General features: G+C 67.1%; 27 protein-coding genes. 21 read left to right on the forward strand and 6 right to left on the reverse strand.

Annotated features, from left to right (window positions below; translation table 11 throughout):
- Positions 1-252: 252 nt before the first annotated feature.
- The 3 genes from AC5LXX_RS30400 (at position 253) to fnr (ending at position 2,439) form a co-directional block, all read left to right on the forward strand.
- Positions 253-660: a DUF3005 domain-containing protein gene (locus AC5LXX_RS30400; RefSeq protein WP_493412230.1), complete on the forward strand. Its 408-nt coding sequence runs from the start codon at positions 253-255 to the stop codon at positions 658-660.
- 462 nt (positions 661-1,122) lie between these two features.
- The gene (locus tag AC5LXX_RS30405; protein WP_493404314.1) at positions 1,123-1,590 is read left to right on the forward strand and encodes a universal stress protein; all 468 of its coding nucleotides are present in this window, start codon (positions 1,123-1,125) and stop codon (positions 1,588-1,590) included.
- A 102-nt stretch (positions 1,591-1,692) separates the two neighbouring features.
- Positions 1,693-2,439, forward strand: a complete 747-nt coding sequence (gene fnr / locus AC5LXX_RS30410) for a fumarate/nitrate reduction transcriptional regulator Fnr (protein ID WP_493412231.1) — start codon at positions 1,693-1,695, stop codon at positions 2,437-2,439.
- 48 nt (positions 2,440-2,487) lie between these two features.
- Here the strand turns inward: fnr and AC5LXX_RS30415 are convergent, their stop codons facing one another.
- Positions 2,488-3,381, reverse strand: a complete 894-nt coding sequence (locus AC5LXX_RS30415; RefSeq protein ID WP_085038216.1) for a LysR family transcriptional regulator ArgP — start codon at positions 3,379-3,381, stop codon at positions 2,488-2,490.
- 110 nt (positions 3,382-3,491) lie between these two features.
- Here AC5LXX_RS30415 and AC5LXX_RS30420 point away from each other — a divergent pair, with 110 nt between their 5' ends.
- The 5 genes from AC5LXX_RS30420 (at position 3,492) to AC5LXX_RS30440 (ending at position 9,265) form a co-directional block, all read left to right on the forward strand.
- A complete protein-coding gene (locus tag AC5LXX_RS30420) occupies positions 3,492-4,112 on the forward strand; it encodes a LysE/ArgO family amino acid transporter (RefSeq protein WP_124456754.1) in 621 nt (206 codons plus the stop codon).
- A gap of 346 nt (positions 4,113-4,458) precedes the next feature.
- A complete protein-coding gene (locus tag AC5LXX_RS30425) occupies positions 4,459-5,406 on the forward strand; it encodes an aldo/keto reductase (protein WP_493412232.1) in 948 nt (315 codons plus the stop codon).
- Between the two features lie 183 nt (positions 5,407-5,589).
- Positions 5,590-6,378, forward strand: coding sequence for a hypothetical protein (locus AC5LXX_RS30430; protein ID WP_493412233.1), 789 nt, complete (start codon positions 5,590-5,592; stop codon positions 6,376-6,378).
- Between the two features lie 203 nt (positions 6,379-6,581).
- Positions 6,582-7,550 carry a helix-turn-helix domain-containing protein gene (locus tag AC5LXX_RS30435; RefSeq protein WP_493412234.1) on the forward strand — a complete coding sequence of 323 codons (969 nt, stop codon included), beginning with the start codon at positions 6,582-6,584 and terminating at the stop codon, positions 7,548-7,550.
- A 149-nt stretch (positions 7,551-7,699) separates the two neighbouring features.
- Positions 7,700-9,265, forward strand: a complete 1,566-nt coding sequence (locus AC5LXX_RS30440; RefSeq protein ID WP_493412235.1) for a GMC family oxidoreductase — start codon at positions 7,700-7,702, stop codon at positions 9,263-9,265.
- A gap of 86 nt (positions 9,266-9,351) precedes the next feature.
- Here AC5LXX_RS30440 and AC5LXX_RS30445 read toward each other — a convergent pair whose 3' ends face one another.
- Positions 9,352-10,332 carry a helix-turn-helix domain-containing protein gene (locus tag AC5LXX_RS30445; protein ID WP_493412236.1) on the reverse strand — a complete coding sequence of 327 codons (981 nt, stop codon included), beginning with the start codon at positions 10,330-10,332 and terminating at the stop codon, positions 9,352-9,354.
- A gap of 176 nt (positions 10,333-10,508) precedes the next feature.
- Between AC5LXX_RS30445 and AC5LXX_RS30450 the strand changes: the two genes are divergently transcribed.
- The 6 genes from AC5LXX_RS30450 (at position 10,509) to AC5LXX_RS30475 (ending at position 16,212) form a co-directional block, all read left to right on the forward strand.
- On the forward strand, positions 10,509-11,042 hold the full coding sequence (locus AC5LXX_RS30450) for a 2,4'-dihydroxyacetophenone dioxygenase family protein (RefSeq protein WP_124456759.1): 534 nt from the start codon (positions 10,509-10,511) through the stop codon (positions 11,040-11,042).
- A gap of 18 nt (positions 11,043-11,060) precedes the next feature.
- A complete protein-coding gene (locus AC5LXX_RS30455; protein WP_493412237.1) occupies positions 11,061-12,368 on the forward strand; it encodes an MFS transporter in 1,308 nt (435 codons plus the stop codon).
- Between the two features lies 1 nt (position 12,369).
- Complete coding sequence (locus AC5LXX_RS30460; protein ID WP_493412238.1) at positions 12,370-13,491, forward strand: 2,3-butanediol dehydrogenase; 1,122 nt, start codon at positions 12,370-12,372, stop codon at positions 13,489-13,491.
- Positions 13,469-14,191: an SDR family NAD(P)-dependent oxidoreductase gene (locus AC5LXX_RS30465; protein WP_493412239.1), complete on the forward strand. Its 723-nt coding sequence runs from the start codon at positions 13,469-13,471 to the stop codon at positions 14,189-14,191. Before AC5LXX_RS30460 ends, AC5LXX_RS30465 begins: the two co-directional genes overlap by 23 nt.
- Before the next feature lie 178 nt (positions 14,192-14,369).
- The gene (locus AC5LXX_RS30470) at positions 14,370-15,464 is read left to right on the forward strand and encodes a porin (RefSeq protein ID WP_493412240.1); all 1,095 of its coding nucleotides are present in this window, start codon (positions 14,370-14,372) and stop codon (positions 15,462-15,464) included.
- Between the two features lie 208 nt (positions 15,465-15,672).
- Positions 15,673-16,212, forward strand: coding sequence for a cytochrome b (locus AC5LXX_RS30475; RefSeq protein ID WP_493412241.1), 540 nt, complete (start codon positions 15,673-15,675; stop codon positions 16,210-16,212).
- A gap of 46 nt (positions 16,213-16,258) precedes the next feature.
- On the opposite strand, the gene AC5LXX_RS30480 is transcribed toward AC5LXX_RS30475, so the two are convergent.
- The gene (locus AC5LXX_RS30480; RefSeq protein WP_493412242.1) at positions 16,259-16,747 is read right to left on the reverse strand and encodes a hypothetical protein; all 489 of its coding nucleotides are present in this window, start codon (positions 16,745-16,747) and stop codon (positions 16,259-16,261) included.
- A gap of 13 nt (positions 16,748-16,760) precedes the next feature.
- Positions 16,761-16,964, reverse strand: coding sequence for a hypothetical protein (locus AC5LXX_RS30485; RefSeq protein ID WP_493412243.1), 204 nt, complete (start codon positions 16,962-16,964; stop codon positions 16,761-16,763).
- Positions 16,965-17,253: 289 nt separating this feature from the next.
- Between AC5LXX_RS30485 and AC5LXX_RS30490 the strand changes: the two genes are divergently transcribed.
- The 3 genes from AC5LXX_RS30490 (at position 17,254) to AC5LXX_RS30500 (ending at position 19,231) form a co-directional block, all read left to right on the forward strand.
- On the forward strand, positions 17,254-17,964 hold the full coding sequence (locus AC5LXX_RS30490) for a PadR family transcriptional regulator (protein ID WP_034189770.1): 711 nt from the start codon (positions 17,254-17,256) through the stop codon (positions 17,962-17,964).
- A 38-nt stretch (positions 17,965-18,002) separates the two neighbouring features.
- Entirely contained in the window at positions 18,003-18,824 is an 822-nt protein-coding gene (locus AC5LXX_RS30495) for a siderophore-interacting protein (protein ID WP_493412244.1), read from the forward strand.
- A gap of 182 nt (positions 18,825-19,006) precedes the next feature.
- Positions 19,007-19,231: a hypothetical protein gene (locus AC5LXX_RS30500; protein WP_493412245.1), complete on the forward strand. Its 225-nt coding sequence runs from the start codon at positions 19,007-19,009 to the stop codon at positions 19,229-19,231.
- Between the two features lie 26 nt (positions 19,232-19,257).
- Here the strand turns inward: AC5LXX_RS30500 and AC5LXX_RS30505 are convergent, their stop codons facing one another.
- On the reverse strand, positions 19,258-19,839 hold the full coding sequence (locus tag AC5LXX_RS30505; RefSeq protein WP_493412246.1) for an undecaprenyl-diphosphatase: 582 nt from the start codon (positions 19,837-19,839) through the stop codon (positions 19,258-19,260).
- A gap of 426 nt (positions 19,840-20,265) precedes the next feature.
- Between AC5LXX_RS30505 and AC5LXX_RS30510 the strand changes: the two genes are divergently transcribed.
- The 4 genes from AC5LXX_RS30510 to AC5LXX_RS30525 are packed head-to-tail and all read left to right on the forward strand — an operon-like array spanning position 20,266 to position 23,583.
- On the forward strand, positions 20,266-21,006 hold the full coding sequence (locus tag AC5LXX_RS30510) for an acetoacetate decarboxylase (protein WP_124456771.1): 741 nt from the start codon (positions 20,266-20,268) through the stop codon (positions 21,004-21,006).
- A 52-nt stretch (positions 21,007-21,058) separates the two neighbouring features.
- Entirely contained in the window at positions 21,059-21,844 is a 786-nt protein-coding gene (locus AC5LXX_RS30515) for a 3-hydroxybutyrate dehydrogenase (protein ID WP_174433619.1), read from the forward strand.
- Positions 21,841-23,058: a patatin-like phospholipase family protein gene (locus AC5LXX_RS30520; RefSeq protein WP_493412247.1), complete on the forward strand. Its 1,218-nt coding sequence runs from the start codon at positions 21,841-21,843 to the stop codon at positions 23,056-23,058. The genes AC5LXX_RS30515 and AC5LXX_RS30520 overlap by 4 nt, the downstream gene beginning before the upstream one ends.
- 60 nt (positions 23,059-23,118) lie before the next feature.
- Positions 23,119-23,583 carry a signal peptide protein gene (locus AC5LXX_RS30525; RefSeq protein WP_493412248.1) on the forward strand — a complete coding sequence of 155 codons (465 nt, stop codon included), beginning with the start codon at positions 23,119-23,121 and terminating at the stop codon, positions 23,581-23,583.
- Positions 23,584-23,626: 43 nt separating this feature from the next.
- Here the strand turns inward: AC5LXX_RS30525 and AC5LXX_RS30530 are convergent, their stop codons facing one another.
- Positions 23,627-24,505 (reverse strand): LysR family transcriptional regulator, encoded by an 879-nt coding sequence (locus AC5LXX_RS30530; RefSeq protein WP_124450664.1) that lies wholly within the window; start codon positions 24,503-24,505, stop codon positions 23,627-23,629.
- Positions 24,506-24,613: the final 108 nt, after the last annotated feature.

The raw sequence follows: 24,613 nt of genomic DNA on the forward strand, positions 1-24,613 counted from the left end.
TGTTGTTCACTACCCGTCTTTAAGGGTGCTGCGGCGCCCCGGCGCGGGCAGAGGCGGCGAGACTGCATCCCCTGTCGCCGCTTCGCAGGAAAAGAATCATACTCTGTAGAAAACGCGTCTTCTAGCTGAAATAAATCATGACAAATCAGTGCGCGTCGCGCGACCGCGGCGATCGCCCGCGCGCCTTTTCCCGTCGTGCCCGGAACGGGATTTGCTTCGATCCGGAGCGTTTTCGCCGCCAGGAGAGCCGCGATGGAATCATCCGGTCAAACAGGTCGTGTGCATCCGCGCAGCGTCGAGCTCGACAACGACGACACGCACGACAGCACAGTCGACACCGACGGCAAGAACCGCGAGGCGTCGCACCTCGCCGGCGGCGGGCCGATCTCGCCCGACCAGATCACGCGCAGCAACGCGTCGCTCGTCAATGCGATGCCGGAAGCCGGCGACGGCTTCGCCGGCTTCGACAGCCGACCCGGCGGCAACCATCCGGCGTTCGCCCTGCGCGCGGGCTACATGGTGATCGAGAAAGGCTTCGACGCGCCGGCGCCGGGCAACGCGCTGTTCGGTCCCGTTCACAGGATGTACGGCAGCACGTACTGGCCCGGCCACGGACGGCGGCCGGAACGCATCATCGAGCTGACCGCCGTGCCGAGGTAGCCGGCGCGGCGTTTGAATCGATCGTTCGTTCGCGTGCCGGCACCGGCGGCAACCGATGCCGATGGATCGGCGTGCGCGATCGACCGATGCTCGAGTGAACGATTTCACGCATCGGCATCGGCGGCTTCATGCACGCCGCGAATCGTGCCGATGCACATGCGTTGATCGAAGTCATGCCGAAACGGCGCGATTGCGATTGAATGGCGATACGTGCGGTGCATCGATGCGCGTACCCATGCAACGCGTCATGCCGCTGCCTGCTCATGCGTTCCCGCCCGCCGACGCGAACGGCGACCACGACCGAGCCACGCACCGCACGTCGCGCGACGCAGCCACGCGCCCCGACGAGTACCTCACTGCAAAGTCCCCGCCGTTGGTTTACTCTGCCTCGCAGCATCGCGCATTGCCCAGCCTGATCGGCCATCCGGCCGACTTCGTTTCAACTCGCCACTCGGAGACACTATGTACAAGCGTATTCTGGTTGCCGTCGACGGCAGCGACACGTCCCGCCACGCGTTCGATGCCGCGCTGGCGCTCGCGAAAGCGCACGGCGCAGAACTGCAGCCGTTCTACGTCGTCGAGAACGCCGCGATCTACTACAACGTGCCCGGCTACGATCCGTCCGTGCTGCGCGATCAGCTCGTCGCGCAGGGCAACGAACTCGCGCAGGATTTCACGAAGCTGATGCAGGCCGCCGGCGTGAAAGGCGAAACGCGGCTGAACGAAGCGACGTCGATCAACGATGTGTCGTCGCTGATCCTCGACGGCGCGAAGGCGTTCGGCGCCGATCTCCTCGTGCTCGGCACGCACGGCCGCCGCGGGTTCCGCCGCCTCGTGCTCGGCAGCATCGCCGAGCAATGCGTGCGGCACGCCACGCTGCCCGTGCTGCTGATTCCGGCGGCCGCCAACGTCGACGAACCCGCCGCCTGACGGCATCCGGCATGCGCCGCCGGTCGCGACGTTTTGTCACCCGACAGCGGCAACTTGCGGTGGGACAATGATTCCGTCGATTCAACGCCGGAGTAAACGATCATGCTGACGCCCGTCGCCACACGTCCCGCCGCCACGCCTCATGCCGGTAGCTGGGCGCCTCGCCAGGCCGCGCACTGCTCGTCATGCGCAATGCGGCACCTGTGCATGCCGCAGGGCCTGGCACCCGAAGCACTCAACCGCCTCGAGTCGGTCATCTGCGCGGCTCGCCCCGTCAAGCGCGGCGAAGCGCTGTTCCGCGAAGGCGACGCATTCGACAACCTGTACGCCGTGCGCTCGGGTTCGCTGAAAACCGTCGCGACGCGCCATGACGGCCGCGAACAGGTCACGGGCCTGCATCTCGCCGGTGAAGCGCTCGGCCTCGACGGTATCTGCGACGACACCCACCCGCGCACCGCGGTCGCGCTGGAAGACAGCTCCGTCTGCGTGATCCCGTACAGCGCGCTGAAGACCCTGTGCTCCGAAGCCGGCTCGATGCAGCTGCGCATGCACAAGCTGATGAGCGAACAGATCGTGCGCGAAACGTCGCAAACGATGCTGCTCGGTTCGCTGAATGCCGAGGAGCGCGTCGCCGCTTTCCTGCTCGACGTGTCGTCGCGCTACCTGAAGCGCGGTTACTCGCCGTCGGAATTCAACCTGCGGATGACGCGCGAAGACATCGGCAGCTATCTCGGCATGACGCTCGAAACGGTCAGCCGCACGCTGTCGAAGTTCCAGAAGCGCGGCCTGATCGAAATGCAGGGCCGCCACGTGCAGATCGTCGACTTCGACGGCCTGCAGCACGTCTGATCCCGCGCGGCGCGCACGGCTCGCGCGCCGCCTGCATCGCACCCCGAATCAATCGAGAAACAGCGCGGCGCGCGCCTTCAGCGCCGCGCTGAAGTCGTCGAGCCAGCCGATCGACAGACGCCAGCTCTGCCAGTAGAGATCGATGTCGACGGTCCGCCCGCGCGACATGTCCACCAGCTCGCCCGCCGCCAGTTGGCGATCGACCATCCGGTCCGGGCACATCCCCCATCCCAATCCCGTTTCGCATGCGCGCAGATAACCCGCGACGTGCGGTATCCAGTGCTGCGGCGGATCGAGATCCGCGCGTGTCACGCGCCGGATGAAACGCGCCTGCAGCCCGTCCTTCGGATTGAACATCACGCACGGCGCGCGGCGCAGCGCGTCGCGCGTGATGCCCGCACCGAAATAGCGTTCGTAAAACACCGGCGAGCACACCGCGCGATAGCGGATGCGCCCGAGCCGCTCGGAGCGGCATCCCTGGATCGGCTCGGCCTGCGCGGTCACGGCGCCCTGCACGCTGCCGTCGCGAATGCGCGACGCCGTGTAATCCTGGTCGTCGATCACGAGGTCGAGCAACGTCTCGCGCTCCGTGCAGAACGGCCCGACCGCGTCGATGAACCACGTCGCGACGCTGTCGTCGTTGACGGCCACGCGCAACGTCGGCCACGCGCTCGCGATCTGGCCCGGCAGCGCCGGCATCCGGCCGCCCAGTTCGGCTTCGAGCAACTGCACGCGCTCGGTATGCCGGCACAGCAGCGCACCCGACGTCGTCGCGACGCACGGCTGCCCGCGCTTGACGAGCACGCTGCCGACGCGCTCCTCCAGCAGCTTCACGCGCTGCGACACGGCCGACGGCGTGACATTCAGCTCCTTGGCCGCCCGCTCGAACGAACCGTGCCGGATCACGGCCGCGAGGGCATCGAGCAACGCGTAGTCGAGCATTAGATTTCCTTAATCCGCATTAGGTGAATTAGCTTCTCTTATTCTCATGCTGACCGCAGACTAGCGCTACCCGATTCATTCGTCTACTGCTTCCACCGCTGCCCATCATCATGAACTGGCTCGCTTTTTCCCACGGCGCCGCCCTGTGCGGTTCGCTCATCGTCACCATCGGCGCACAGAACGCGTTCGTCCTCCGCCAAGGCATCATGCGCGCGCATGTCGGCAAGATCGTGCTGCTGTGCGCGGTGTCCGACATGATCCTGATCGGCGCGGGCGTCGGCGGCGCGTCGGTGCTCGTCGAACGCTATCCGACCTTCGTTCATGCGGTGCTGTACGTCGGCCTCGCGTATCTCGCCTGGTTCGGCATCAACGCGCTGCGCCGCGCGTTCAAGCCGGGTCACGCAACGCTCGACGTGCGCGGCGACGCGGTCGCGCCGCCATCGCAAGGCGCGCTCTCGATCGTGCTGATGACGCTCGCGTTCACCTGGCTCAATCCGCACGTGTATCTCGACACGTTCCTGCTGATCGGCACGGCCGGCGCACGCGAGCCGGAAGGCGCGCGGCTCGCGTTCGCGATCGGCGCGATGACGGTCAGCGTCGTGTGGTTCCTCGGGCTCGGCTACGGCGCGCGACTGCTGGCACCGTGGTTCCGCAAGGCCGTCGCGTGGCGCGTGCTGGATGGCGCGATCGGCAGCATGGTGCTGTTTCTCGCGGCCGTGCAGTTGCGCTGACCGAATTCATCTCGCACGGGCGGCCGACTGCCGCCCATCTCTCCTTCCGCGCCGGCGCAACGCCGGGGCAACCACCACCCCTCTTCGCGCTCCCCGCTGCAAAAAATCGCGCCCGATCGAACGCAGCCATACGAAACACTAACGTAACGGACGAAGCGTCCGCCATCTGCTGCAAGTCGCGCGCCATCGCGGCCACGCGCCGGCTGCACGAACCGAAGCGATCGGCGAGAATGTCCTGTGTCCCGCGACAACGGTGGATGCGCACCACGCACTTCGCCGTCCCGCCGCATTCGCAACGCCCCATCCCGCAGTTCAATCCCGTTACCCGCAGTTATCGGAGAGGAACATGGCACATCGCACCCTCGGCACATCGACCATCCAGGTTTCGCCGCTCGCGTTCGGCGGCAACGTCTTCGGCTGGACCGTCGACGAGAACGCGTCGTTTTCGCTGCTCGACGCACTCGCCGATACCGGCATCAACTTCATCGACACGGCCGACGTCTATTCGGCCTGGGTACCCGGCAACAGCGGCGGCGAATCGGAAACGATCATCGGCAAGTGGCTCAAGCGCTCCGGCAAGCGCGAGCAGGTCGTGATCGCGACCAAGGTCGGCCTGCTGGGCGCACGCGCGGGGCTGACGAAGGACAACATCCTGAAGGCCGTCGACGAGTCGCTCGGCCGCCTGCAGACCGACTACATCGACCTGTATTTCTCGCACCGCGATCTCGCCGACACGGCCCCACTCGAAGAAACGCTCGGCGCGTATCAGACGCTGATCGAAGCCGGCAAGGTGCGCATCATCGGCGCGTCGAACTACAGCGGCGCGCGCCTGCGCGAAGCCGCCGCCATCAGCCAGCGCGACGGGCTGCCCGCGTACCAGGTCATCCAGCCCGAGTACAACCTGGTCGACCGCGCCGGCTACGAGCGCGATCTCGAGCCGGTCGTGCGCGACCTGAAGCTCGGCGTCGTCAACTACTACGCGCTCGCGAGCGGCTTCCTGTCGGGCAAGTACCGCAGCGAGGCCGACCTGAAGAAGAGCGTGCGCGGCGATCGCGTCGCCGGCTATCTCAACGAACGCGGGCTGCGCATCCTGGCGGCACTCGACGCCGTGTCGGCGAAACACCGCACGCAGCCGGCCGCGATCGCGCTCGCGTGGCAGATCGCGCGGCCGACGATCACCGCGCCGATCGCCAGCGCGACGTCGCTCGCGCAGCTCGAGCTGCTCGGCGAAGCGATCCGCATTCAGCTCGATCAGGACGACATCCGCCAGATCGACGAGGCCAGCGCGACCTGACAATCGCGGCGGCGGCAGCAGGCCGGTCGGTGGAGTCGCGCAATCCGCGCGGTTTCGCGACCGGCCTGTGTCGTAAGTGCTTCGGTTTCGCCGTGTGTGCGGAGGCGGAAAGGTCGGAAATGACGGATGGATACAATGCGAGCATCCTTCGCGCCCGATCCCACCCACGCACACCGACCGCCGATGACCCGAATCACGCGCCGCGCCCGATTCTCCCGCCCGTTCTCCGCAACGGTTGCCGCACTGCTCGCCTGCGCGCCGGCCGCGTCCTTGGCAGGCTGGTACGAAATCGCGAACTACACCGGCACGATCGGCAATGCACCCATTCACGTGTCGCTGCAGACCTACGACGCAATCAACCGCCACGACGCGGGCCGCTGGCGCGTCGACGGCAGCTATTACTACGACGCGCATCGCAAGCCGATCCCGTTGCGGGGCCATCGCGAGCCCGACGGCCGCATGACGCTGTGCGAAGCCTCATCGCCCGCGTCGAACGCCGATTCGCCGGTCGTGCCGGCTGCATCGCCAGCACGGCCGCAGCCTTGCCCGATTGCGCTGACGGTCGCCGGTAAAACGGCAACCGGTACCTGGGACGACGGCCGCAACACGCTCCCGATCACGCTGAACGAAGTCGGGCGACTGAACGACAACGACCAGGATCACTTCCAGCTCGACGGCACCGTCGATATTCCGATGTGGTACCGCACGAAGACGCACATGCTGGTCGGCACCTATGCGCTGTCCGACAAGTGCGGTATCGCGATGCAGTCGCTGCGCGCCGTGAACATCGCGACAGGCCGCGTCGACCGCACGATCGCGCTGGGCTGCGACGCGGGGATGGTGATGACGTCGATCTACGCGAACGTCGCCAACGCACAGCGGGCCGGCTACGTGAGCGTCGAGTTCCGTGACGGCAAGATGGGTTACGAGCAGGACGTGTCGCTCGGGCTGCCATCGTCTTCGTCGAAGTAAACACGTATCGCCTATCCGAAAATCGTGCTGACGTTTTGACTCGCACGGCCGCTTCCGTTGACTCGGCCGGACATCGATCGCGCGTCCGCCCGCAGCGCCCCGCGGCAAGCGCGTCACACGCCGGCCCCGGGTCTTTCACGGATTGACCGCGCCATTCGGCGTGCCCGAGACTGCGCCGCTCAGGCGGCCATTGGGAGAACGTCATGCCGGACACCAGCACGGAGATCGCCACGGTCTCGACGCGCGCCGTACGCGGCGCCGAGCGCGTCGACTTCTGGGTCGACCATGTCGCGCGCACGCTCGTTCGTATCGAATGCAGCGGCAAGTCGTCCGAAGGGATCGACGCATCGATGCGCAAGCGCGATCTCGGGCTGTTCAGCGCATGCGACATCGTCGCGAACCGGCATGCGGTCGTGCGCACGCCGCACAACATTCACGCGGACCAGCGCGACGCCGTGTTCATCTGCCTGATGCACGAGGGGCGCGGCTATACGTTCCAGGACGTCGACTGCATGCAGCACGCGCCCGGCGACCTCGTGCTGTACGACACGTCGATGCCGTACGGTCACGGCTTTCCGGCCGACATGGCGATGACCGTGCTCGACGTGCCGCGCGACGTGTTCGAAGCACGCGTCGGCCCGTGGCGCTACCGCAGCCTCGTCAAGATCGATCGCGACGACGGCGTGACGTCGTGGGCCGTGCGGCAGGTGTACGCGCTGCTCGCCGCGCCGCAGGAACCGACGCCCGACGCGAGCGAACGACGCGCCGCCGCGATCCTCGATCTCGTGCAGTCGATGCTGCGGCTGCGTGACGGCGATGCGTCGCCGACGAAGTCGACGGTCCACACACTGTCGCGCGCGAAGGCGTTCATCGACAGCCATCTCGCCGACGACGATCTCGACAGCCAGTCGGTGAGCCGCGCGATCAACCTGTCGCCGCGCCAGCTCGCGCGCGTGTTCGAGATCGAGGGGATGCCGCTCACGCGCTACATCCTCGCGCGGCGGCTCGAACGCTGCCGCGCCGACTTGCGTGACCGGTCGCTCAAGCACCTGACGGTCAGCGAAATCGCGTTCCGCTGGGGCTTCAACAACAGCGCGCACTTCAGCCGCAGCTATCGCGCGCGGTTCGGCGAGACGCCGAGCGACACGCGCGTGCCGGCCGACACGCGCTAGGGCCTGTTCGCTCCGCCATCCGTCGCCGTGTCCCGGCGAGACAAGCACGGCGTCCGTCCCGGTCAAAAGGGGCCGCAACCCGCTCGCTAAGCTGGCTTCCTGTGCGGCGGCACTCGTTTCGCCGCCCGACAGCAAGGAGGAGAAGCGGGATGGAGACGTACGACCATATCGTCGTCGGTGGCGGTTCGGCCGGCTGTACGGTCGCACATCGGCTGGTGAAGGCCGGCAGGCGTGTACTGCTGCTCGAGGACGGTCCGAAGGACGACAGCCTGTTCGTCCGGATTCCGGCAACGTTCATCCGGGTGCTCGGCACGCAGCGCACGGTCACGTTCGAGAGCGAGCCGCAGCCCGGTGCGGCGGGCCGCAAGACCTACGTGCCGCAGGGCCGCACGCTCGGCGGCGGCAGTTCGGTCAACGCGATGCTGTACGTGCGCGGCACGCGCGACGACTATGACGACTGGGCCGCGCTCGGCTGCACGGGGTGGGGCTGGGACGACGTGCTGCCGGTGTTCAAGCGCGCCGAATCGCACTTGCGGCTGTCCGAGCCGTTCCACGGCACCGACGGGCCGTTGAAGGTCGGCGACACACGCTTCCGGCATCCGCTGAGCCTCGCGTTCGTGAAGGCCGCGCAGGAAACCGGCATTCCGTACAACGACGACTTCAACGGCGCCGCGCAGCACGGCGTCGGCTTCTATCACACGACGATCTTCGACGGGCAGCGCGGCAGCACCGCGGCCACCTATCTGGCCGACGCGATCGCCCATCCGAACCTGCGCGTGCTGACCGGCTGCCGCGTGACGCGCATCCGGTTCGACGGGCGGCGTGCAACGGGCGTCGACTGGCGCACCGAAAGCGGCGCAACGGGGTCGGCCGCCGCGCGCGCCGGCGTCGTGCTCGCGGCCGGCGCGCTGAGCACGCCGAAGCTGCTGATGCTGTCGGGCATCGGGCCGGGCGCGCACCTGCATGCGCACGGCATCGACGTGCTGCACGACAGCCGTGAAGTCGGCGCGAACTACCAGGACCATCTCGAGGTATCGATCTACGGCCGCAGCCAGACGCCGGTCAGCCTGCTCGGCGAGGATCGCGGGCTGAAGGCGCTGCGGCACGGGCTGCAGTGGATGCTGTGCCGCACGGGCCTGCTGACGTCGAACGTCGTCGAATCGGGCGCGTTCGTCGACACGACCGGCAGCGGCCGCCCGGACATCCAGTTCCACGTGCTGCCGACGCTCGTCGGCGACGTCGATCGCGCGCCGCTGCCCGGCCACGGCCTGTCGATCAACCCGTGCCTGCTCAGGCCGCGCTCGCGCGGCTCCGTGCAACTGCGCGGCAAGGACCCGGCCGCGCCGATCCGGTTCGACAGCGGCGCGCTGTCCGATCCGGCCGACGTCGACGGCCTCGTGCGCGGCGTCGCGCTCGCGCGGCAGATCATCCGCGCGCCTTCGCTCGCACGCATCGTCCGCGAAGCGGAGACGTTGACCGACGCGACACTCGCCGATTACGTGCGGCACCGCGCGAAAACCGTCTATCACCCGGCCGGCACGTGCCGCATGGGCAACGATGCGGACGCGGTCGTCACGCCGCGCCTCGACGTGCAAGGCGTCGACAGATTGCGGATCTGCGACGCATCGGTGATGCCGCGCATCGTGTCCGGCAACACGAACGCGCCGACGATCATGATCGCGGAGCGCTGCGCGGAGTTCATGCTGACGGAGTGACGCGGCGCACGTATTGCGGCCTGGTGCGTCATGGAAACGAAAGCGGCGCGTGACACACGCGCCGCCGGCCTGTCAGAAAACCTGTGTCAGCCCGCGCCCGCATGCGCCGCATCGCGCAGCGCCATCGGCGACGCACCGTAGCGCTCGCGAATCGCGCGGCTGAAGTGCGCCTGGCTCGAGAATCCCCAACGAAACGCGATCTCGCCAATGCTCGTCTTGCGCAGCCGCGCATCGGTCAGCTCGCGATGCGCATGCGACAGCCGCTCCGACCAGATGTGCTGCGTGATCGACTCGCCTTCGGCCGCGAAGAGCCTGCCCAGGTGCCGCAGCGACAGCCCGACCGCATCGGCGACGGCCTGCGGCGCGAGCTCCGGCTCGCCGAGATGCGTCGCAATGTACTGCTTCGCGGTCAGCAGGTACGACAGCGACGCGCGCGACGCACCCGCGCCGTTCACTTCCGTGTCGATGAGTTCCGCGATCAGCGTGCGCGTGTGTTCGGCAAACCGCGCGGCATCGCGCTCGACCGGATCCTTCATGAACCGCTCGACGCTCGCGCGCAACGTCGCGCCGAGCATCGCGCCCGCGCCCGGTTTCGGCGCGATCCGCAGCGGCAGCGCAGCCAGCTCCGCATCGAGCCGGTCGTCGAACGACGTGACCGGAATGTCGATCAGCAGCTGCCGCATCGGCGTCAGGAATCCGAACAGATAAGGCACGCGCGTGTCGTAGACGACCACATCCCCGGCCTCCGCGAGCAGGCACCGGTCGCGCTGGATGAAATACGCGCGTCCGCTCACGATCTGGCACGCAAACAGCGACTCCTTCGGCAGCTGGCGCACCAGTGCGGGGCCGCGTTCGATCACGTGATCCTGGCCGCTGATGTCGGCGATGCCGAGGCCCGGCAGCGCGATGTCGGTCTTCTCGACCTCGAGCCCGGCCGGCGACAGCGACGAGCAGCGCAGCCCGACCAGCGTCGCCGCATTGAACGCATCCCAGTACGCCATCCTGTCGCGCGCCGGCACGTCGGCCGTCGAGCCTCGCGTGCATGAAAGAACGGTCGAATTCGTCACGTCACCTCCTGCGGGCGCCTGTCGTGCGGATCGGCACGGATTGGGGGATGGTTCGTCTGGATTTTGGTGCGGTGCAATGTCCGGCGCGGTCAAGCAATTCGTCCAGCCCAGTCAAGAGCGGCGCGCACCGGCTGGCTAAAGTCGAGCCCACGACAACCCACACAAGGAGACAAGCCGTGGTCGACAAAGCCGTATCCGAATTCTGGCAAGACATCCCGGCGATTGCCAATCCGTTCAAGCCCGATGCGCTGCCCGAGGCGTACATCCCGAACGCGGCCACCGACGACGAGCGCTATTACGTTCCGTTCACCGAAACGGTTTCGTCGCGGCCGCTGTGGATCTCGCCGTCGCAGAACAAATGGTGCGACATCCTGATGGCGAAGGAAGCCGGGCTCGTGAACCGGCACTATCACCCGCACGAGGTGTTCGCGTACACGCTGTCGGGGAAATGGGGCTACCTGGAGCATGAATGGACCGCGACGCGCGGCGACTTCGTGTACGAGACGCCCGGCGAAGGCCACACGCTGGTCGCGTTCGATCACCCCGAGCCGATGCGCGCGTTCTTCATCGTCAAGGGGCCGCTGATCTGGCTCGACGAAGCAGGCAACCCCGACGGCTACTTCGACGTGCACTCGTACATCGCGATGTGCAAGGCACACTACGAGAAGGTCGGCCTCGGCGCGCAAGCGATCGAGAAGCTGTTCCGCTGACGCGCGACGAGGCCTCCCATGACATCCCCCTCCTCATCCGGATCCGCCTGGACGTACGAGAACAGGCTGCTGCTGATCCTGTTCATGACGTTCGGCTTCGTGTTCTTCGACCGCCTCGCGCTGTCGTTCCTGTTCCCGTTCATGTCGGCCGAGCTGCACCTGACGAACACGCAGCTCGGCATGGTGTCGTCCGCGCTCGCGCTCACGTGGGCGCTGTCGGGCGCCGCGACCGGCGCGTGGTCCGATGCGCGCGGCACGCGCAAGCCGCTGCTGATCGCGGCCGTGCTCGGGTTTTCCGTGTGCTCGGCATTGTCCGGGCTCGTCGGCGGCTTCGCGAGCCTGATCGCATTCCGCGCGCTGATGGGCATCGCCGAAGGCCCCGTGCTGCCGCTGTCGCAATCGCTGATGGTCGAAAGCTCGACACCGAGTCGTCGCGGATTGAACATGGGCCTGCTGCAGGGCTCGGCCGCCGGCCTGCTCGGCGCGATGATCGGGCCGCCGGTCGTGATCGGCATCGCGACCACGTACGGCTGGCGCGAGGCGTTCTACGTATCGTGCATCCCGGGCTTCCTGATCGCGTTCTGTATCTGGCGCTGGGTGCGCGAAGTGCCGCCCGGCGGCGTGCGGCACGCGCAGGCCGATACCGCCGCGGTACCGGCCGCAAGCGGCGGTGCCGAGGTCAACCGCTGGGCGCTGCTGAAGGAACGCAACATCCTGCTGTGCGTGCTGATCAGTTGCTTCTTCCTCACGTGGTTCGTCGTGATCATCTCGTTCGCACCGGTGTTCCTCGTGGAAAGCCGTCACCTGTCGCCGTCCGGCATGGGCGTCGTGATGACCTGCCTCGGTGCCGCGTGGGTGTTCTGGGGCTTCGCGGTGCCGGCGATCTCCGACCGGATCGGCCGCAAGCCGACGATGATCGTGTTCGCGCTGATCGCGGCCGTGTGCCCGGTCGTGCTGATCCACGTCGGCTCGGTCTGGGCGCTCGGCGCGCTCGTGTTCGCCACGTACACGGGACTCGGCTGCTTCACGCTGTTCATGGCGACGATCCCGGCCGAAACGGTGCCGCCGCGCGCGATCGCCAGCGCGCTCGGGCTGATCATGGGCGCGGGCGAGCTGATCGGCGGCTTCGTCGCGCCGACCGTCGCCGGCTTCGCGGCCGACAAGTACGGCCTGCAGTTCGCGATGTGGACGTCGACCGCCGGCGCGATCCTCGCGTGCGTGCTGTCGTTCGGCCTCGTCGAAACCGCGCCCGCCGTGCTGCGCAAGCGCGCGCTCGCCGGTGCTGCCGCCGGCCGCCTCGATACGCAAAACCTCGGAGGACGCTGACATGCGGGCACTTCAATGGCATGGCCCGCGCGACGTTCGCCTCGTGGACATCGACACGCCGCGCGTCGGTCCCGGCGACGTGCGCATCGCGGTCGCGTATTGCGGGATCTGCGGCAGCGACCTGCACGAATATGCAGACGGCCCGCATGCGATTCCGGTCGACACTCCGCACCCGCTGTCGCGCCGCACCGCGCCGCTGACGCTCGGCCACGAATTCTGCGGAACCGTCGTCGAAGTCGGCGAAGGCGTGACGACGCTGCGCGCGGGCGACCGCGTCGCGGTCGAGCCCGAATACCGCTGCAGCCAGTGCGCATACTGCCGCGCCGGATCGTACAACCTGTGCGTGTCGATGGGTTTCGCCGGACTGATGGGCGACGGCGGGATGGCCGACTTCGCGGTCGTGCCCGCTTACATGCTGCATCGCCTGCCCGACGGCGTGAGCCTCGAACAGGCGGCCGTGATGGAGCCCGCCGCCGTCGCGCTGCACGCGCTGCGGCGCGGCGAACTGCGGCTCGGCGAGACCTGCGCGGTGTTCGGGCTCGGCCCGATCGGCCTGCTGCTGATCATGCTCGCGAAGCTGCAGGGCGCGACGACGATCGTGGCGATCGACGTATCGCCCGAACGGCTCGCGGCCGCCACGCGCTTTGGCGCGACGCATGCGTTCGACGCGCGAGCGTTCGGTGCGATCGCGCTACAGGACGCGATCCGTGCGGCCACGGGCGGGCTCGGCGTCGATGCGGGGTTCGAAGCGGCCGGGTTGCCGGCCACGTTCGAATCGGCGATGCAGGCGCTGCGCAAGGGCGGCCGGCTCGTGATGGTCGGCCTGATGCCGCATGCGGGCTTCGACGCGTTCCGCGCGGTCAACGACGAGCTGACGTTCACGGCGAGCGTCGGCTACCGGCATGCCTACGAAGACCTGCTGCGGATCGTCGCGTCGGGCGCGCTCGACCTCACGTCGATCGTCACGCGCACCGTGTCGCTTGAAGACGCCGTCGCCGACGGCTTCGACGCGCTGCTCGCCGACCGCACGCAGATCAAGATCCTCGTTTCACCCGCGCAGCGGCCGGCCCGTCGCGCACCAACCACCGGGAGTGTCGAGCATGAGTCGTCAGTGGGCGTTTGAACGCAAGTCCGTCGTCGTGACGGGCGGCACGTCGGGCATCGGCGCGCGCACCGCGCTGCGGTTCGCGGAAGCGGGCGCGTCGGTCGTCGCGCTCGGGCTCGACGCCGCCGGCCCGCACGCGCCCGTACATGCGGGCATCCGCTGCGTGGAGCTTGACGTGACCGACAGCGACGCGCTGACGCGCACGATCGCGGCGCTGCCGCGGCTCGACGTGCTCGTCAACGGCGTCGGCATCAGCCGGCACGCGGACGAATACCGGATGGACCAGTTCGAACTCGTGCTGAACGTGAACCTGACGTCGGTGATGCGCGCGTCCGATGCCGCACGGCCGGCGCTGTCGGCACACGGCGGCAGCATCGTCAATGTCGCGTCTATGTACACGTACTTCGGCAGCAAGGACCGGCCCGCGTACAGCGCGAGCAAGGGCGGCATCGCGCAGCTCACGCGCTCGCTCGCACAGGCATGGGCCGATCGCGGCATCCGCGTGAACGCGGTCGCGCCCGGCTGGATCGACACGCCGCTCAGTACCGGGCTGATGGCCGACGCCCTGGCGTCGCGCCGCATCCTCGATCGCACGCCGCTCGGGCGCTGGGGCACGGCCGACGAGGTCGCGGACGTGATCCTGTTCCTGTGCTCGCCCGGCGCGTCGTTCGTGACGGGCGCGGTCGTGCCGGTGGACGGCGGGTACTCGACGGTCTAGCCCACGGCGCGCAGGGCATCGGCAGGTTCACGACACCCGCCGATGCCCGTTGCGCAGCTCGGTCCCTTTCTGCTGCCCCCTGATCCGGGATTCACTCGGATCGCATTTTTTCACATCAATCAGTAGTCCAATCAAAAATATCCGATCCGATCGGAAACATGTGAGGAGCACTTTTGATATGACGAAAAAGACCCTACTGGCACTTGCGGCGGCCGGCACGATTCCGGCTGCGGCGTTTGCACAGAGCAGCGTGACGATGTTCGGGCTGATGGATGCTGGCATCAGCTATGTCAGCAACCAGAGCGGCCACGGCGCCGCGAAATTCGACGACAACATCTTCTTTCCGAACCTGCTCGGCTTCGAGGGCAAGGAAGATCTCGGCGCGGGTACGCGCGCGATCTTCCGGCTCGTGAACCAGTACTCGCTCGGCAAAGGCTCGATCATCGGCGGCGGGTTGTTCGCGCGCACGGCCTACGTCGGGCTGCAGAACGACCGGTACGGCACGCTGACGCTCGGCAACCAGTACGAGTTCATGGTCGATTCGCTGGCGGCGAGCGGCAACGAGATCGCGCAGGATCTCGTCGGCTTGTACGGCTTCCGCAACGGACCGTTCGACAAGCTCGCGCTGCCGAACAACCCGACGGGCGCATTCGACTGGGACCGCGTCGCCGGCAGCAATCGCGTCGCGAATTCGATCAAGTACACGAGCCCGTCGCTGTCGGGCCTCACGTTCGGCGCGCTGTACGGCTTCGGGAACGTCGCCGGGTCGGTCGGCGCGAACGACACGGTCAGCGTCGGCGCGAGCTACGAAAACGGCCCGTTCGGCGCAGGTGCGGCCTATACGAACCAGAAATACGGCGCGGCCGGCGGACTGCCGCCCACCAGCGTGCGCAACTGGGGCGCGGGCGTGCACTACACGGTCGGCACGGTCACGGGGAAGGCGCTCTTCACGACCGTGCACAACGCGCGGAACGGCGCGGGCGCGTGGTCGGCCGAAGCCGGTGCGGCGTGGCGGCCGTCGCCGGTATGGGTAATCGGCGCGAGCTACACGTACATGTTGGGTAACGACACGCTCGACAACGCGCATGCACATCAATTCCTGGCCGCAGTCCAGTACTGGCTGTCGAAACGCACGATGGTGTACGTCGCCGGCGTGCATCAGCGCACCGGTCACGGCAGCAACGCGCAGATCAACGGCGTGATGGATGCCAACGGTGCATCAAGCGGCGTACTGCAGTCGATTGCGCGGATCGGGTTCAGTACGCGGTTCTGACGGTGAAAAGCAGGCGCCGGCCGCGGTATCGCGGCCGATGCCGGCCTCGATACGCGCGACGTGGCGCAGCGCCTTCGCGAGATCGTTGAAGCGGCGCATGCATCGGGAATAAATCCGGCGCGGCACCGGTACATCGGGTGTCGCCACGCCGTTCGCCGCACCGGACGCGCGGGTGCGCGGCACCCCACCCGAATCAGCGAGATCGCTCATGTCACAGCCCAACCACACCGCCTACGCACGCTTCGCGATCGCCATGCACTGGTCGATCGCGATTCTGATCCTGTTGAACCTGTCGATCGGGCTCTACATGGATACGTATCCGCACAACTCGTCGCAGTTCAACGGCATCCTGTTCTATCACGCGTCGATCGGCAGCCTGATCTTCATGCTGACCGTGCCGCGCCTCGTCTGGCGCGCGACGCACACGCCGCCGCCGCTGCCGGACAGCATCCCGGCCTGGCAGGCGCGGATCGCCGGCGCGTTGCACGGCGTGCTGTACCTGCTGCTGTTTCTCGTGCCGCTGACCGGCTACGTGCACCGCCTCGCAGGCGCGCACGCGGTCAGCTTCTTCGGCCTCACGGAACTGCCGGTGCTCGTCGGTCGCGACGAACCGTTGCGACTCCTGACGGATACGCTGCATCGCGCGCTGGTGCTGACGCTCGGCCTACTGCTGGCCCTGCACGTCGGCGCCGCGGTGAAACACAAGTTCGTCGATCGCGACGGCGTGGCAGAGCGGATGGGGATCTGAAGGAAACGGGAACACGCGCGGCACGCGGCGCGTCCTTCATCGGGACTCACCGCGAACCGCAGCGATTCCGGTGGACGATCTCGGGGTCGACGCTCGCATGCCCCGGCGAAATCCGCATCATCACCAGTTTCGCCTCGCCGCCCGGCGTCGACCACAGGCTCATCTGCGTCAGGTCCGTCCCGTTCGACGACTTCAGCCAGCGCACCATGCGGACCTGATCCGGGAAGCAGGTCGTCGCGCCTTCGTTGTCCTCGACGATGGTCCCGTACGCTTTCAGCGTCGCACGCATCGCGTCGACAGCCTGCGTTCGTGACACGGTGGCGTGCATCGCGTCAGCCGCATCGTCGTAGATCGCGTCGAACGCCTGTGTGTTGAAGCGCTGCACGACCAACGCTTCCGCCCGAAGCGCGGCCTGCCGATCGTCGGCGTAGTAGCCGAAATGAATGCGCGTGCCGAGCGCGAACAATGCGACGCCCGTCAGCGCGACCAGCGCCAGTGCGACCTTCCATGTACGGCTCACGGTTTTGGATCCCATGGTCGGTGACCTCTTACGCAGTATCGGCGACATCGTGCATGTCAAGCCGTCCAGCATCGGTTGTCAATCCGCGCGAATCCTCGATGCGTTGCCGGGCCTCGGCGACGATACGCAGCGATTCGCGGACGAATCCATCATCCGTCGTCGCTTCGAGAAGCAGCGCATCGGCGCGTTGACGCCGGTCTTGGCGGGGATTGTGCGGCAGGATGAACGTCATTCGAATTTTCCAAGGCGCGAAAAGCGAGAACCGCGTCCAGCGGCTTTTCGAACCGCTTCTGAAGCGCGCTCGCCCGGGCGAGCGGGCCGATTGTCGCCACTGGGTGCGCGGACCACAACACGCCGGCAGGGGAATTGACCATTGTTGACATGGGCTGCGACGCGCGAAGTCGTCGCGCGATGCACGGCATCAGCCATCTCACCACCATCCAACCCCAAATAAATCCCCTTGACGCCCTATCTTTCGATATATATCTTTAGATATGTTTTTCGACATATAGGACAGGATCATGCGACACAATCACTTCCGCGGCCATGACCGTTGCGACGGTCATGGTGCGCATGCCCGCCCCGACTGGTTCGCCGGTCTCTGGTACGCGATCGGCCGCCACCGCCGCGGCCACGACATGTTCGGTGGCGGCCCGTTCGGCGGCCGGGGCGGGCGCGGCGGCTTTGGCGATTTCGGCGACGACGGCATGCCGCGAGGCCGCCAGTTCAGCTCCGACGATCTCCAGTTGCTGCTGCTCGCGCTGGTCGCCGAGCAGCCGAGTCACGGCTACGAGCTGATCAAGGCGCTCGACACGCGTTCGAACGGTTTCTACAGCCCGAGCCCCGGCATGGTGTATCCGGCACTCACGTATCTGGAAGAAGTCGGCTTCGTCGCGTCGCAGGCGGAAGGCAACCGCAAGCGCTATGCGCTGACCGACGCCGGCCGCGCGCATCTCGATGCGCAGCGCGAACGCGTCGACACGCTGTTCGCCCGCCTCACGCACCTCGCCCGCAAGATGGAGTTCATGCGCCGCGCGTTCGCCGGGGAATCGGCAGGCAACGAAGCACCGGACGAATCGCAGGCCGGCTGGCTGCCGGAGTTCGTCGAGGCGCGCCTCGCGCTCAAGCGCGCGCTGCTGCACAAGAGCGCCGCCGATGCCGACGAACAACGCCGCATCGCGGCCATCATGCGCCGCGCGACGGCCGAAATCGAAGGCGGCTCCGGCGCGTGATCCGCGCCGCCCCGTCAAACCTCAAGGAGAACGGATCGATGCAGAACACATCCGAGCGCACCGTGACCCGCGTGCGCCATACCCTCAAGTTCCGCCTGCTGCAGGTCCTGCGCGTGCATGCCGTGACGCCGCACCTGCTGCGCGTCACGCTCGGCGGCCCCGATCTCGCGGATTTCGAATCCGCGTCGTTCGACGATCACGTGAAGGTGTTTTTCCCGCCGCCCGGCGCCGAACGGCCCGCGATGCCGACGCTCGGCGCGAACGGCCCCGAGTTTCCGGAAGGCGAACCGAAGCCGGTCGCGCGCGACTTCACGCCGCGCCGCTTCGACCGCGCTTCCTGCGAACTCGATCTGGAATTCGTGCTGAACCATCCGGGCCCCGCGTCGCAATGGGCGGCGCAGGCACGGGTCGGCCAATGGCTCGGCATCGGCGGCCCGCGCGGTTCGTTCGTCGTCCCGACCGGTTTCGACTGGCATCTGCTGATCGGCGACGATACGGCGCTGCCGGCCGTCGCGCGGCGTCTCGAGGAATTGCCGGCCGGTGCGCGTGCGGCCGTCGTGCTGGAAGTGGCCGATCGTGCCGCGCAGATCGCGTTCGACACGCGCGCCGACGTGCATGAAGTCTGGCGCTTCCGCGCCGAAGCCGACGCGGCAGAGGGCGATGCGCTGCTGAATGCCGTCCGCGACCTGCCGTTGCCGCCGTCCGGGGACGGCTACGTGTGGGCGGCCGGCGAAGCGCTGTCGATGCGTGCGGTCCGCCAGCACCTGACCGGCGAGCGCGGCGTCGACAAATCGCGCATTCGCGCGGCGGCCTACTGGAAGCGCGGCGCGGCGGCCGTGCACGAAACGCTGGAAGACTGACGGATACGGACGCCCGATATAGGCGTGCCCGGCAACGGGGCGCCCGGTCGACCGGCGGATGACACAATCGTGGCGTCCGCGCACCAGCGGGCTTGGCACCGGCATCGCGGCTGGTATATATCTGTGTGTGCGACGCCGCTGTCGGGCGACAGCCGCCGCAGCCCGCCCAGGAGCGCCCGGTCATGACAAAAGAAAGCCACGCTTCGCCTTTCCTTCGCAACCTTAAGATCGTCGGCTATTGCGGCCTCGCCGCGGTGGTGCTCGCGCTGTTCGTCGCGATGTGCGCGATCCTGAAGGAAAGCGCCCTCGATCGCGATGCCGCTCAGCACCCGGCCGATACGGCTGAACTGCACGATGCGGGCGGTGGCCCATCCGCATCGGCCGAATCGGCCAAGACACCCGGCTGACGGCGTCCTGCCCGATTGCCTTTCACTCAGGGCGCGTGCCGGCGCCCCATCACGACCGCGTGCACCGAATCGCCGATCCGTTCGAGCAGCGCGATCACGCGTTGCCCGCACAGGTGCGCGGCCAGTGCGCCGGCCGTGCCGACCAGCACGCCGCCCGCCATGTCGAACGGCCAGTGCACGCCCGCATAGATGCGCCCCCATGCAATCGCCACGGCCAGCGCGGCCATCACGAACCCGGTCACGCGAGTCGTGCCGCCGAGCATCAGGCCGACCGCCATGCTCCACGAGAACGTCATGTGATCGCTCGGAAACGAGCTGTCCGGCGCATGCGGAATCAGCTGCGCGCCGACGCCGGCCATGAACGGGCGCGGCGAGAACCAGAAATGCCCGATCACTTGCGCGAGCACGAGCGCCGCGCATACGCCGACGCCGGCTTCGATCGCCTGGCGCCGTGTCGGGCGCGCACCGAAGATCCAGGTCAGCAGCAGCATCGCCGGCAGTGCGTAGACGAGCCAGTCGGCGGCGAAGATGGCGAGACGGGCGACGCCCGGCTGCGGCGCAACCCCGGCGTTGATAGCGGAAAAGAGGGTGAGATTGAGGTTCTGCATGAATCCGGTTGCGTGGGGGCGTAAAAAATCGACCGGTTGCCCGGCCTGATACGAACGATGCTAGGGCGCGCCCGCTTAAGCGATGCTTAATACGGCGGCGGCGGCCGCCGCCGCGGCCGGCGAAGCCCGCTGCGGCGAACGCACTTAGAGCCTGCACCGCAACACAAGTTCACACAATTGTCATATTCCCGCGCGACCGTCTCCCGTAAAGGCTCACCTTTTTCACATCGTGGCGTCATCGACGCATGCGACCATCGGGCCGCCGGGCGCCCTCCCTGCCGTTTGCATCATTCATCTCAATATTTACGCCGCAAATTATTCGAAATCGGCAACAATTAATTCCATATGCGGCATCGCACAACGGCAACGCACAGGCATACGATTACGAGCACTCATCCACGAAGCGATCAACAACAAGGAGTCCGCATGAAAGCCAGCGATGTCCGATCGAAAGCGTTTGCGATGCCGTTGACCAGCCCTGCCTTCCCGATGGGCCCGTACCGTTTCGTCGATCGTGAGTTTCTGATCATCACGTATCGCACCGATCCGGACCGTCTCCGCGAAATTGTCCCCGAGCCGCTGCAGGTCACCGAGCCGCTCGTGCATTACGAATTCATTCGCATGGCCGATTCGACCGGCTTCGGCGACTACACCGAAAGCGGCCAGGTCATCCCCGTCGAATACAACGGCCAGCCGGGCGGCTATACGCTCGCGATGTATCTCGACGATCACCCGCCGATCGCCGGCGGCCGCGAGCTGTGGGGCTTCCCGAAGAAGCTCGCGTCGCCCACGCTGCACGTGAACACCGATCACATCCTCGGCACGCTCGACTACGGCAAGGTGCGCGTCGCCACCGGCACGATGGGCTACAAGCACAAGGAGCTCGACATCGACGAGCAGACGAAGCGTCTCGCCGGCCCCAATTTCCTGCTGAAGATCATCCCGCACGTCGACGGCACCGCGCGCGTGTGCGAACTGGTGCGCTATTACATGCAGGACATCAAGATGAAGGGCGCATGGACGGGCCCGGCGTCGCTCGAACTGGCTCCGCACGCACTGGCGCCGGTGGCCGACCTGCCCGTGCTCGAAATCGTCGAAGCCCGGCACCTGGTCGCAGATTTGACGTTGGGCCTCGGCGAAGTCGTCTACGATTACCTGGCTCAGTAACACGTCCGCAGTCCTTTCTCCCTGTCAATCCTTTCACCACGGGAATTCGAACATGAGCAACCTGAATGGCAAGACCGCAGTCGTCACGGGCGCCGCAAGCGGCATCGGCAAGGAAATCGCACTCGAGCTCGCCAAGGCGGGCGCGGCCGTCGCGATCGCCGACCTGAATCAGGACGGCGCGAACGCGGTCGCCGACGAGATCAACAAGGCAGGCGGCAAGGCGATCGGCGTCGCGATGGACGTAACGAACGAGGAAGCCGTGAACAGCGGCATCGACAAGGTTGCCGAAGCATTCGGCTCGGTCGACATCCTCGTGTCGAACGCCGGCATCCAGATCGTCAATCCGATCGAGAACTATTCGTTCTCCGACTGGAAGAAGATGCAGGCGATCCACGTCGACGGCGCATTCCTGACGACGAAGGCCGCGCTCAAGCACATGTACAAGGACGATCGCGGCGGCGTCGTGATCTACATGGGTTCGGTGCACTCGCACGAGGCGTCGCCGCTGAAGTCGGCATACGTGACGGCCAAGCACGGCCTGCTCGGCCTCGCCCGCGTGCTGGCGAAGGAAGGCGCGAAGCACAACGTGCGCTCGCACGTCGTGTGTCCGGGCTTCGTGCGCACGCCGCTGGTCGACAAGCAGATTCCGGAGCAGGCGAAGGAGCTCGGCATCAGCGAAGAGGAAGTGATCAAGAAAGTGATGCTCGGCAACACGGTCGACGGCGTGTTCACGACGGTGCAGGACGTCGCGCAGACGGTGCTGTTCCTGTCGGCGTTCCCGAGCGCCGCGCTCACGGGCCAGTCGTTCATCGTCAGCCACGGCTGGTTCATGCAATGAAGCCGCACGCCCGCACCGAAAAGCAGGCCGTCGATGCGGCGGACCTGCAACACGAAGCCGGCGCACCGGCCCCCGCGCGGTCGCTGCCGTACGAAACGATCGCGCTCGTCCTGCAGGGCGGCGGCGCGCTCGGCGCGTATCAGGCCGGCGTGTTCGAAGGGCTGCACGAGGCGGGCGTTCCGCTCGACTGGATCGCGGGCATCTCGATCGGCGCGCTCAACACCGCGCTGATCGCCGGCAATGCGCCCGAGCATCGCGTCGAGCGCCTGCGTGAATTCTGGGAAACGATCTGCCAGCCGGCGTTCTTTCCCGCGATTCCGGCCGCGTTCGAATTCGCGCTGTTCAACAGCATCGACCAGGTCCGCACGTTCTTCACCGCGTCGCAGGCAGCCAGCGCGATGATGCAAGGCCAGCAAGGATTCTTCGTGCCGCGCTTTCCGCCGCCGCTGCCGGGCGTGGCCGATCATCCGGAAAAGATCAGCTGGTACGACACGTCGCAACTGCGCGCGACGCTGCTGAAGCTGTGCGATTTCGACCGGATCAATTCGGGCGAGACGCGCGTGTCGGTCGGCGCAGTCAACGTCGGCACCGGCAACTTCGTGTACTTCGACAACTCGCGCATCCGTCTCGAGCCCGAGCATTTCATGGCGTCCGGTGCGTTGCCGCCCGCGTTCCCGCCCGTCGAGATCGACGGCGAGTATTACTGGGACGGCGGTGTCGTGTCGAATACGCCGCTGATGGAAGTGCTCCGCGCCCGGCCGCGCCGCGATACGCTCGCGTTCCAGGTCGATCTGTGGAGCGCGCGCGGGCCGCTGCCGCGCACGATGGCCGACGTGGCCGAGCGCACGAAGGACGTTCAGTATTCGAGCCGCACGCGTTTCGTCACCGACACGCTGCAGCGCGAACAGCGCTACCGCAACGTGCTGCGCCACGTGCTCGAACAGGTGCCGGAAGAGCAGCGCAAGAACGACCCGTGGTGCGTCGAGGCCGACGCGATGTCGAGCGGGAAGAAGTACAACATCCAGCACCTGATCTATCAGCAGAAGGCGTACGAGCACCACTACAAGGACTATCAGTTCGGTCTGTCGACGATGCGCGACCACTGGTCCGCGGGTCTCGACGACATCCGCAAGACGCTCGCAGTGAAGGACGGCCTCGCGCTGCCCAACAACGACGCGGGCTTCGTCACCCACGACATTCACCGCCGCCGGTAATGCCGTGTCCGGCGGCCCGGCGCGATGCATGCGCCGGGCCGTTCTCTTTTCCGATTCGACATGCCGATTTTCATTGCGCTATTCGCGCTCATCGCAATTGGATGGGGCGCGGTTCACCTGTTTCACGTCATCGCCGCGCAGTTCGGCCAGCCGGTCGCAATCGCGGCCGCCGTGCTCGCCGCCGCCATCGTGATCGCACTGGTCGCGTGGTGGATCAAGCGCCGCCGCGACATCGCACCGAATACGAAGGAAGACGGCTGGACGCACATCGTGCATCGCGCGTGGGGCGAGGTGCGGCTTTCCGCGACGCAAGGGCTGCTGTGGCTGTCGCATGACGGCGCCGACGGCCGCTATACGCTGTCGCAGCTCGACGGCTGCCAGGCCGCGCCGATCGGCGGCCGTTGGCATCTCGTCGTGCGCGTGCGCGACGCCGTACGCAGCGAATGGAAGCTGCCGATGACCGACAAGCGCGACGCGCAACGCTGGGCGCGCGTGCTCACGCTCGCGAAGGACAACCGGCTCTGAACAACGCGCGTCCGGCCCGCACGGGCCACCGCGCCGCGATCCGCTATCGCGCGCCGAGCAGCGCATCGAGCACGTGCTGCGTCGCCCGTTCGACCGGGCCGGCGCGATGGGCAATACCCAGCTCGCGCCACAACGCCGGGCGTAGCGGCCGCATGACGATGCGCGCATCCGGCAGCGGCGCACCGGCCTCGTGCGGCAGCAGCGTCGCACCGTAGCCTGCGGCGACCAGGCTCTTGATCGCATCGTTGTAGTTGAGCTCGATCCGCGGCTCGGGCCGGTGGCCGCCGAGCGCGAACCATTCCGTCGTGAGCCGTGACAGGCGCGTCGTCGCGTCGTTGAGAATCAGCGGACGCGCAGCCAGATAGGCCGGCGTCACGCGCGCCGGAAGCCGCCAGTCGGCGGGCAGGAAAGCCATCACCGGATCGCGCCGCCATGCGCGGATCGACAGCCCCGCGACCGGCGCCTGCGGCAGCGCGACCAGCCCGACGTCGAGCGTGCCCTGCGCAATGCGCGCCAGCGTGTCCTGCGACGTGAGCACCGCGATCTGCACATCGATATCCGGATGCTGTTCGCGCAGCCGCGCCACCGCCTGCGGCAGCAGGTGTGCGATCGCCCCGGTCGACGCGCCGAGGCGCACCCGTCCGGTCAACCCCTGCACCTGCCGCTGCACGTCGTCGAGCGTGGATTCGACCTCGGCCAGCAGGCGCCGCGCCCGTTCAACCAGCACTTCGCCGATCGTCGACGGCCGCACGTTTCCGCGCGTGCGGGACAGCAGCGGCGCGCCGACGCGGCTTTCCAGTTCGGCAATATGAAGACTGACGGTCGGCGGCGCGAGATGCAGCCATTGCGCCGCCGCGACAAAGGATCCGTGGTCCGCGATCGCGACCAGCGTACGCAGGCGGTCGAGACTGATCTCGCGCATCAAACACCTCTCGTTCAGGAAAGTTGAATCAGATGGTCAGTAAATTCAACTTTTCCTATTCTATGCGCCGGCGGACGATACGGCTTTCCCCCGACGACCGAACGCGAG

It is taken from the genome of Burkholderia torrens, from assembly GCF_984668525.1.